The 9,532-nt window shown below is 47.8% G+C and carries 10 protein-coding genes and 1 pseudogene; 1 reads left to right on the forward strand and 10 read right to left on the reverse strand.

Annotated elements, in window-relative coordinates; translation table 11 throughout:
* Nucleotides 1–23: 23 nt before the first annotated feature.
* From B3180_RS05405 to B3180_RS05450, 10 genes are all read right to left on the reverse strand, one after another.
* On the reverse strand, nt 24–1,061 hold the full coding sequence (locus B3180_RS05405; protein ID WP_224797172.1) for a lytic murein transglycosylase: 1,038 nt from the start codon (nt 1,059–1,061) through the stop codon (nt 24–26).
* Nucleotides 1,055–1,303, reverse strand: a complete 249-nt coding sequence (locus tag B3180_RS05410; RefSeq protein WP_054491022.1) for a YcgL domain-containing protein — start codon at nt 1,301–1,303, stop codon at nt 1,055–1,057. Before B3180_RS05410 ends, B3180_RS05405 begins: the two co-directional genes overlap by 7 nt.
* Nucleotides 1,304–1,355: 52 nt before the next feature.
* Nucleotides 1,356–2,525 (reverse strand): ribonuclease D, encoded by a 1,170-nt coding sequence (gene rnd, locus B3180_RS05415; RefSeq protein WP_222235603.1) that lies wholly within the window; start codon nt 2,523–2,525, stop codon nt 1,356–1,358.
* On the reverse strand, nt 2,522–4,189 hold the full coding sequence (gene fadD, locus B3180_RS05420) for a long-chain-fatty-acid--CoA ligase FadD (protein WP_222235604.1): 1,668 nt from the start codon (nt 4,187–4,189) through the stop codon (nt 2,522–2,524). Before fadD ends, rnd begins: the two co-directional genes overlap by 4 nt.
* 88 nt (nt 4,190–4,277) lie before the next feature.
* Entirely contained in the window at nt 4,278–5,147 is an 870-nt protein-coding gene (locus tag B3180_RS05425) for an alpha/beta fold hydrolase (RefSeq protein WP_222235605.1), read from the reverse strand.
* 11 nt (nt 5,148–5,158) lie between these two features.
* A complete protein-coding gene (locus tag B3180_RS05430; protein ID WP_278358809.1) occupies nt 5,159–5,737 on the reverse strand; it encodes a Slp family lipoprotein in 579 nt (192 codons plus the stop codon).
* A 12-nt stretch (nt 5,738–5,749) separates the two neighbouring features.
* Nucleotides 5,750–6,049, reverse strand: coding sequence for a hypothetical protein (locus B3180_RS05435; protein ID WP_199493837.1), 300 nt, complete (start codon nt 6,047–6,049; stop codon nt 5,750–5,752).
* A gap of 66 nt (nt 6,050–6,115) precedes the next feature.
* Nucleotides 6,116–6,799, reverse strand: a complete 684-nt coding sequence (tsaB, locus tag B3180_RS05440; protein ID WP_286843443.1) for a tRNA (adenosine(37)-N6)-threonylcarbamoyltransferase complex dimerization subunit type 1 TsaB — start codon at nt 6,797–6,799, stop codon at nt 6,116–6,118.
* Complete coding sequence (locus tag B3180_RS05445) at nt 6,777–8,729, reverse strand: ATP-dependent DNA helicase (protein ID WP_278358811.1); 1,953 nt, start codon at nt 8,727–8,729, stop codon at nt 6,777–6,779. Before B3180_RS05445 ends, tsaB begins: the two co-directional genes overlap by 23 nt.
* A 49-nt stretch (nt 8,730–8,778) precedes the next feature.
* Nucleotides 8,779–9,054, reverse strand: coding sequence for a hypothetical protein (locus tag B3180_RS05450; protein ID WP_054491036.1), 276 nt, complete (start codon nt 9,052–9,054; stop codon nt 8,779–8,781).
* Between the two features lie 336 nt (nt 9,055–9,390).
* Between B3180_RS05450 and hisG the strand changes: the two are divergent.
* A pseudogene (hisG, locus tag B3180_RS05455) lies at nt 9,391–9,532 on the forward strand (ATP phosphoribosyltransferase); the annotation flags it as partial.

Below are 9,532 nucleotides of genomic sequence, written 5' to 3' on the forward strand. Positions count from 1 at the left end.
ATTTCATCAATGCCGACAAGTCATTACCTTGGAAAACGAATGCGATCGGACAAATAGCCCACTGCCGCCACAAAGTAATGTGAACGATTCCAGCGCATTAACGCATCGTAGTTAGCGTAAGCCAGATAAACGCGGCCTTCGTTATCATCAGGAATAACAACTGAGGCGACAATATCATCACGCGATGGTAATTCAGAGCCGTCGAAACGAGTAATACCCAGATCGGCCCATTCGGCCAGTTTTTTCTTGGTATCCAGGCCTGCCAGTGACTCATCGAAGCCTTCAGGTAGTTGCACCTGACGTCCCCAGGTTACGTCGTCTTTCCAGCCAACAGAGCTTAAGTAATTAGCCGCTGAAGCAAAAACGTCCGGGAAGCTGCCCCAAATGTCTTTTTTGCCGTCACCGTCGTAGTCCACTGCGTAACTCATAAAAGAACTGGGCATAAATTGAGTTTGCCCCATAGCACCAGCCCATGACCCCTTCATCTGTTCGGGCGCAATATGGCCTTCTTCAATAATGGTCAAAGCTTCCCAGAGCTGCTTTTTGAAGAACTCTTCGCGACGACCATCAAAAGCCAGGGTAGTTAAAGCCGAAACCACATCAAAACCACCGGTGAATGAACCAAAGTTGGTTTCAATTCCCCACAGCGCCACAATAAAGCGTGGCTGCACACCGTACTCTTTACCGACTTTTTCCAGCAGTTCTTTATGCTCGTTGTATTTTTCCAGTGCCTTGTCAGCCTTCCATTCCGGAACCGCACGCGGCAGGTAGGTGTCGAGTGTGAGCTTAAATTCAGGCTGATTTTTATCCAGTTCGACTGCACGCTCGTAGTACTTCACCTTAGCAAAGGCTTTGTCTAAGGTGTCTTGCTTATAGCCGCTTTCAATGGCTTCAGCTTTCAGGGCTTCAACGTAAGTGGCAAACTGTTGGTCAACCTGTTCACTGCTTTCTTCTTTCGCTTTCTTATCGGTATCCTGGTAAGCAAAAGCCGGCGCACTCAGCGTAACTGCAGAAGCCAGACATAACGCCAGCCCTGTGAATTTTATTGTATTTGTTAACATTGAAGTTCCTCTCGTTTCGGTGGCAACTGCAAATAGAAACCATCGTTTTGCAAATGTTCCTGTAGCTTTTCGACCGTTAAACGGGCCAACTGTTCACGCCCGGCAAGGTTTATTGTCATAACCTTTTCGGCGCGACCAAACTGTTCACACAAAACGTCAGGTACTTCTGTGAATTCATTACCGTGAGGCAAGTAAAGGTAGGTATCGGCTTTCTTTAAGCTGCGATAAACATCACACAGCATGGCAGTTCTCCTGAATAAGGGCTAAGCGCACTAATGGTTAACAAATACTATGTTAACCAATTATAGCCTGTAATTCTGCCCCAATTGCTTGCTTGCGCCAACCCATCATTAAGTCGGGTTGCGGCAAACGCTGTTGTTGCTGCGTTGAATACTGCCAGTGAAAGTTAATAACGTCGTTAATTTGCTTACGGGAGGCTACTAAGGATGCCGGCACCTGCAGTTTGTCAGCAAGTTCAGACACCACTTTTTTTATGGCTTTAAAGGTTGGCTTATAGCCTTCCATGTCGTCTAAGCGTTCAAGCGTTTTTGGCAGTTCGGACTCAGACACCTGCTCAGCTTGCTGAATGCAGCGAATAATATCCCGCCCAGAATACTTCCGGGACATAGGCGCTAAGTCCGGAATTCGGCTTAGCTCCTCGTCGCTTTTGGGCATTCTGCGAGCCAGTTCAAGTAGCACGCCGTCTTTGGCTATAAAACCCAGTGGAATGTCCCGCTCGCGCGCTTTATGCAAACGCCATGGCGTCAGAATTTTAAGTGCGCCCAGCTGGCGTGCATTTAACTGCCAGGCATTACCTACAGCTAAATACAACAAATCATCCGGCCAGCTTTGTGTGCGTTTTCGAACCTGAATTTGCGACTCCTCGTACACAATATCCAGACAGCCCTTTTCCTCACACAAAGCCTTCAAATAAGGGTACATTACCGCCAGGTAGCTGGCGTCAGCCGCAGCATAATCTAACTGCTCTTCGCTTAACGGGCGCTTCAGCCAGTTGGTGCGTGACAAGCTTTTATCTAACTCAACGCCATCAAATAAGGCATCGACCAAACGGGCGTAGCCCATAGAATCACCGAGCCCACAAAAACCTGCGGCTATTTGACTGTCGAAAATACGGTTAGGCTGACGGCCATTACTTTGCTGGAAAAACAGCTCAATATCTTCACCGCCGGCATGCAGGACTGTTTCAACGGAGTCATCTGCAATTAGCTCCCACAGTGGCTCTAAGTCGATATCGGCGAGAGGATCCACAACAGCAGTTGTGCCATTGGCATAAATTTGTAAAAGCCCCAACTGAGCATAGTAAGTGCGCTCGCGGACAAATTCAGAGTCAATGGCAAACCAGCCAGCTTCTCTAGCTTGCTGACAAAGACGTTCTAATTCCTGAGTTTCAGTAACGAGCCGGTACTGGCGTACCGACTCGGGTAGGTTCAACGGCAGAGTCAAGCGTCTTCCTCGTCGCGTAGCTCGCGGCGAAGTATCTTGCCTACGTTAGACTTCGGCAGTTCATCGCGGAACTCAACCAGTTTAGGTACTTTGTATCCGGTCATGTTCTCGCGAGAAAAATCAATCACTTCACGTTCTGTTAATGACTTGTCTTTTGCCACAATAAAGACTTTAACCACTTCACCCGAAGACTCATGTGGCACGCCAATAGCAGCCGACTCAAGAATTTTAGGGTGATCGGCTAAAACATCTTCGATTTCATTTGGATAAACGTTAAAGCCCGAAACTAAAATCATGTCTTTTTTACGGTCTACAATTTTGAAGTAACCACGCTCGTCAGCGGTTGCCATGTCACCCGTTGCAAACCAGCCGTCTTTAATCGATTCAGCAGTAGCATCAGGACGGTTAAGATACCCGACCATAACTTGCGGGCCTTTTACTTCCAGTTCGCCGGGTTCACCTAAAGGCACTTCTTCGCGGGTTTCAGGATCAACAATACGAACATCGGTGCTGGGTACCGGTAAGCCAATGCTGCCAGTATAATGTTCAATGTCATACGGGTTAACGGTAACAACAGGCGCACACTCGGTTAAGCCATAACCTTCAAGCAAACGAGACTTAGTGACACGTTCCCATTCTTCGGCAACCGCTTTCTGAACTGCCATACCGCCACCCAACGCAACTTTTAGGTTAGAAAAGTTAACGTCTTTAAAGCCTTTGGTGTTCAACAGACCATTGAACAAGGTGTTAACACCGGAGATCATTGAGAAAGGATACTTGTTCAGCTCTTTCACAAAGTTCGGCATATCGCGCGGGTTAGTAATAAGTACATTTTTACCGCCATGCTTAATAAAGGTCAGGCAGTTCGCTGTTAACGCAAAGATATGATAAAGCGGTAGCGCAGTAATAATCGTTTCTTCGCCGTCACTCATAATAGGAGTGATACACGCAGACACTTGCTCCAGGTTAGCCACCATATTTCGGTGAGATAACATGGCACCTTTTGCTACACCGGTTGTTCCGCCAGTGTACTGAAGAAACGCAATGTCATCACCGGTAACCTCAGGGCGCTGGTACTCGGCTATTGCGCCTTTCGCCATAGCCTGATTCAAGCTAACGGTTTCTTTCACATTATGAGAAGGCACCATGCGCTTTATGTACTTAACAACAAAGTTGACCAAGAAGCGCTTATGCACAGGTAACTGATCACCAATTTGTGTGGTGATAACGAAATCAAGCGGAGCTTCGTCTTTTATTTTGTCGTAGGTGTGAGCAAAGTTTTCTAAAATAACCAGCGCTTTCGCCTGAGAGTCGACCAGCTGATGCTTTAGCTCGCGCGGAGTGTACAGTGGGTTGACGTTAACAACTGTCATCCCGGCACGTAAAATACCGAACAAGGCCACCGGATACTGAAGCAGGTTTGGCATCATGACCGCAACTGCATCGCCTTTTTTCAGCCCTTTACTTTGCAGGTAGGCCGCAAATTCGCGAGACTTCAAACCCAGCTCTTTAAAGCTCATTTCTGAGTCCATATTGACGAACGCCGTTTTCTCGCCGTACTTTTCTATGGACTGTTCCAGTATATCAACTAATGACGCAAAATGATCCGGATCAATGGTTTCCGGTACGCCTGCTGGGTAATTTTTCAGCCAAATTTTATCCATAAAAGGCTCCGCCTCTCACTATTTATCATTATTTTCAGTGGCGCAATCATCGCATATCCGACCAGTTAATCCTAGTCGTTAACAACCGCTAAACGTGCGATTTGAGCAATTCAGCTATTTTTTCAGGTTGTTCCATATGCACGTGATGCCCACCTTCCAGCGTTACACAACTGAGCTTTGAGACTTTATGTTGCCACTTTTCTAACGCGCTTTCTAACTTGTCATAGCCTTTACTTCCACGCACTACGACAACCGGCATAGTCAACTCTTGCAGAAGGTCATCGACAGCTGCACTGGGCAATCTATAGGGCGACGTTGCTTTCACTCTGGCATCTGCCCGCCAATGCCAGCGGCCATCTGAACGAAGTTCAGAACCGCGCTCTACAATTAGCTTAACCAAGTCGGACGAGAAGTCTGCCTGTGCAGCACGAGCATCCACTGCAGAGTCAAAATTACTGTGGCTGCGCCAACGTGGCGTCTTTAATTTTTTCCGGCTTACAAAGCCCTGCTGTAACTGTTCTCTGGCATTGGTTCCGTCAGAGACCAGCAAGCCAAAAGCTTCGACTAGGATTAAACTTTTTATCCGCTCGGGGCACAAAGCCGCCACAACATTACTGACAAAGCCACCCATGGAATGACCTAACAAGATTAACTGCTGCCAGCCTTGCTGCTCAATCAACTGCCATAAGTCATAAGCATAGTCGATAAAATGATAGTAGTTACCCGTAGGTCTGTGGTCACTGTGACCATGCCCGGGCCAGTCAAGTGCTAACAGACCACCGCGATCAGCTGACCAATTTGCGGCCAAAGGTAAAAAGCTGTGGCTATTGTCTAACCAACCGTGAGTTGCGACCACACGAATATCGTTTGGGTCACCCCAGCAAAGGCCTCTTACCGTGCCCCAGTCGAGTTCATAACTGACTGGGGTGGCTTGATCTAATGCAATGCGGTAATCCATTATTTGGTGGATTAATTGCGGTCTTTAGCAGGTGTACCAGAGTTGTCCTGAACGCGAACACGCACCGGAACAGGGTAACGGTATGGGTAATAAGGTGAATAGAAGTTGTGACGGAACCAAAGCGGTGAGTAATCAACTTCTACGTGGCTTTTCTTGCGCTCAGGCTGCCACAGGTAATAGCCGGTTGCTTCAATAACCGGATAGGTATAAACGTACTCGCCAATTTTGCCTTGTTGCGTTTGGCCAATGGTACCGACAAAGCTCATTGAACGCCCTTGCTTATATACATCGGGGTCAATGAAATCATTTACCACGGCTAAAAAACGCCCCTGACTGTTATCGCTGACCTCGGGACGGCCCCAGCGCTGCAATGGAAAACTGACAATTTCCAGAACAGTATGGTCTTCGGCGTTGCGAACATCGGCAATAACTCCTCCCCAACGGGCAGGTTCACCGGCAACTTTTTCGCGCTGGTGCTTAGCGACTTTATAGCCAACTAAAGCCTCTTCGTTTTCACTGGCAATTTCATCAGGGACTGAGGAGCAGCCCACCAACACCAATGCCATTAATGATGCATAAATAATTTTCATAACAGACCTCACTCAGGCGTAAACATCAACACCAAACATTGACGTGATTTGTTCTCTTTTCTCACTTAACGCGATATTTTGATACGCATTGAGTGCTTTCTGAGAACGCTGTGGTGGTTCATCGTAAAACGTATTCAATGATTCCCACCGTTCCGCACGCCGCTGACTTTGCCGCACATCAGGGACAACTTGCCGGGACTCAGCAACTTCCGCCCGGTTATTCCCCTGGCGTTGCTGATCCTCTGGCGCAGGCCTTTGCGGTGCCTGCTGCTGATTGTTTAGCGGCTGAACCGCTTGCGGATTAATTCGCACGTCAACGATGACTCATCTGTTACTAAGACTGGTTTTATTATGGCGAGTTCAGTGCCATTCGGCAAGTTACCGACCCGGCAATTTTTTCCAGGTTACTTCATTACGTACATAAAGCGGTTCCAGATGCTCCGCACTTACGGCTGAAACTTCACCTTTCACAGCGACTGTAAGCATATCCTCTGCCAGTGGCAATCGACAATCGTTGCTGTATTTTAATTTTTTATTCGGATCCAGCACGTCAGAATAGTTATCCCAACCAGTACCCGCCGTATAGAATCCTTGCAGATCATGCTCTGAAAACAAGTCCGCAGATGGCACCGCAACAGCCGGTTCTGTTATAGCTTCCGCAACACCATTCTTGCTGCGATAAAGGCCGTAATAAATTTCACCCATGCGTGCATCAATGCAGGCAACAACGGATTCTGCACCATGCTTGCGTATAGCCTGCTGCGCCAGCGCCTGCAAACTACTAACGGGAAACACCGGCAGTTCAGAGCTAAAAGCCAGCCCTTGCGCCATTGACACGCCAATACGTACTCCGGTAAAACTTCCCGGGCCAACACCGACAACCAACCCGTCCAGCTGGTTTAAGTTTGCTTCTGCCTGCTGCAGTACTTTTTCAACAAAAGGCAGTAGCCGCTGAGAATGCTCTCTTGGGCTTTCAATGGCTTCACTGAAAAAGGTGTTTTGCCACTGCAAAGCCACTGAGCAATTTTCAGTCGATGTATCAACTGCTAGTAAGTTCTTCATTTTTGGTTTCATCTTTCTCTGCAACCTGCGCTAAAAATTCCAGCGCCTGATTTAAGTCGCGGGTTCGTGACATAGCCGGAAGGCTGGATAAAAACTGCTTGCCGTATTGGCGCGTTACCAGACGACTGTCGCAAACAATTAATACGCCGGAGTCGTCTTTGTCGCGAATTAAGCGCCCTGCCCCCTGCTTTAAAGCAATGATGGCCTGTGGTAATTGTATCGTGCTAAAAGCATCAACGCCACGTAACCGTGCGTCTTCAACACGGGCATTTAATAACGGCTCATCGGGTGATGCAAACGGGAGTTTATCAATAATAACGCAGCGTAGCGCCTCACCACGTACATCAACCCCTTCCCAAAAAGAAGAGGTCCCCAACAGAACGGCATTGCCCTTTTTAGTGAAGGTTTCCAATAATTCTGTTTTGCCCGATTCGCCCTGAACCAGAATATCCCGGTCCAGCCGGTCCCTTAATATTGTTGCCATTTGTTGCAGCATTCGGTGACTGGTAAACAACAAAAATGTGCCGCCTCTGTTTACCTGAACGCACTGCTCAGCAATTTCTGTCAGCATTTGATGCCGGTTTGGATCATTGGCCTCGGGCAAATAACGTGGCAGACACAATTTAGCCTGGCTGGCGAAGTCAAATGGGCTTTCCAGCAACAGCGTATCGGCCTCTTCTATACCCAGACGCTTGGTAAAGTAGTCAAACTGGTCGTTAACAGCCAGCGTTGCGGAGGTAAACACCCAGCTCATTTTGTTGCGTTTGATATAACCACCAAAGGTTTTAGCAACGCTTAACGGTGTCTGGTGCAAACTGACATGCCGCGGCGTGGTTTCGAACCAGAAGCTGTAACCCGTGCGATCCACATCCATTAACTGACGCCATATGTAGAGATGCTGCTCGGCACGTTCATGCAAGTTATCCAGGTCTTTATTACGGCCTATGGCGGTTTTCATAACCTCGGTCAGCAAAGTCAGACGTTCCTGCACACGCTCTGCGACTTCCGCCACCTCCGGCTTTTTACGCCAGTCACGCCAATTGCCGCGCATAGGGTCTCGTGGAAACAGTAATCGCCAGTCTTTCAGAGTCTGCAATAAAGTACGAGCCATAGCGCTGCCCTGAGACAAGTCCTTAAGCTCAGTCATACACAAACGTTGAAGCTCTTCACACAATTCGGATAATTGTCGACTGGAAACTGTTTCGCCAAAATACTGGCTGGCGATATCCGGAATTTGATGCGCCTCATCAAACACCACAGTATCAACACTGGGAATCAGCTCGCCAAAGCCCGTGTCCTTTAGCGCCATATCGGCAAAGAAAAGGTGATGATTCACCACCACAATGTCGGCTTCCATCGCTTCTTTGCGGGCTTTGACTAAGTGGCAGTCTTCATACACCGGGCAGTCTCGGCCCAGGCAGTTGTCCTGAGTACTGGTAACCTGAGGCAAAACCGAGGCGTCTTCCGGCAGAGCGTTCAACTCCCCCATGTCGCCGCTGCGTGTCGATGTCGACCAACGCTTAACGGTAATTAACTGACTCTGAATGTCTTTATTGAATTGGCCGGCTTGCTGAACCGCCTGTTCCATGCGGTGCAGGCACAAATAATTTGAACGACCTTTAAGTAAGGCGACAACTTTTTCAGGCGCCAGCACTTTTCTTAGCGTGGGTAAGTCACGGTGGAACAATTGTTCCTGGAGGTTTTTAGTTCCGGTGGAAATAATGGCCTTACCTTTACCCAGCAGAACTGGAGCAAGGTACGCAAAAGTTTTCCCGGTACCGGTTTCGGCCTCAACAACAAGTTGGCCTTTTTTCTTAACGGTGGCAGCTATGGCTTCTGCCATTTGCTGCTGAGCAGCCCGCGGCTGGAAGTTTGTAATTGCCTGCGCCAGTTCGCCTGTTGGCTTAAATACTGATAGAACTGTTGCCATAACCCTAACCGCTAAAAAAATAGACGCGTATTATGACATAGATGTTTGCTCAGGCGTAGGTGTCTATATGTCCTGAAGATGAGGTTTCATCGTCATCTGCAAGCTCTTCAACTTCCGTTTGAGCAGATGGCTGGCCTTGCTGCTGGTGTTGCTCATTTTCCTGTCTTTGCTTGTCGCTGTTAACAGTCGAACCTTCTTCTTCATTGACGGCGCGAAGCTCTTGTATTTTTTCAACCTGGTTGATTTTCATCTGCTCACGGGCGTGGTCCACAGGCACACGAGTGTCTTTGGGGATCAGCGGAACCATTGCATCAAAGTTAGCCATTGCTTTTGTCTTACGCCTCTTCAGAAGGTTTGTTATTTATTTGACTATACAACCACTGGTTAAATAATAACCTGATATCGACTGAATAACCAATAAGTTTACTCTTGCATTACATTTCTCAAGTGTTATAGTGCTATACAACTTAACGAAGTACATTTATTTCTTTGGAGCGTTAATCATGCATTTTGTTCACAGCCACCACCATCATCATTGGAATTGTATGGCTTAGCCGTGAACTTAATGTTTGGGCTAGCCGTATAAACGCTAGCCTTTCGATTGACTATACAACCCCCGAAAGGCATCCACCTTCGGGGGTTTTTTATTTTAGGAGCTGTTATGACTGACCGTTTAACCATCGCGATACAGAAATCTGGACGACTGAGTAAAGAATCTATGGCACTGCTGAACGCCTGTGGCGTGAAATTCAGTGTTAACGAAGCGCGTTTAATTGCGCACAGCACCAGTCATCCTATCGATT

Origin of the sequence: Idiomarina sp. UBA4206 (assembly GCF_002383015.1) — a bacterium.
Taxonomy (GTDB): Bacteria; Pseudomonadota; Gammaproteobacteria; order Enterobacterales; family Alteromonadaceae; genus Idiomarina; species Idiomarina abyssalis.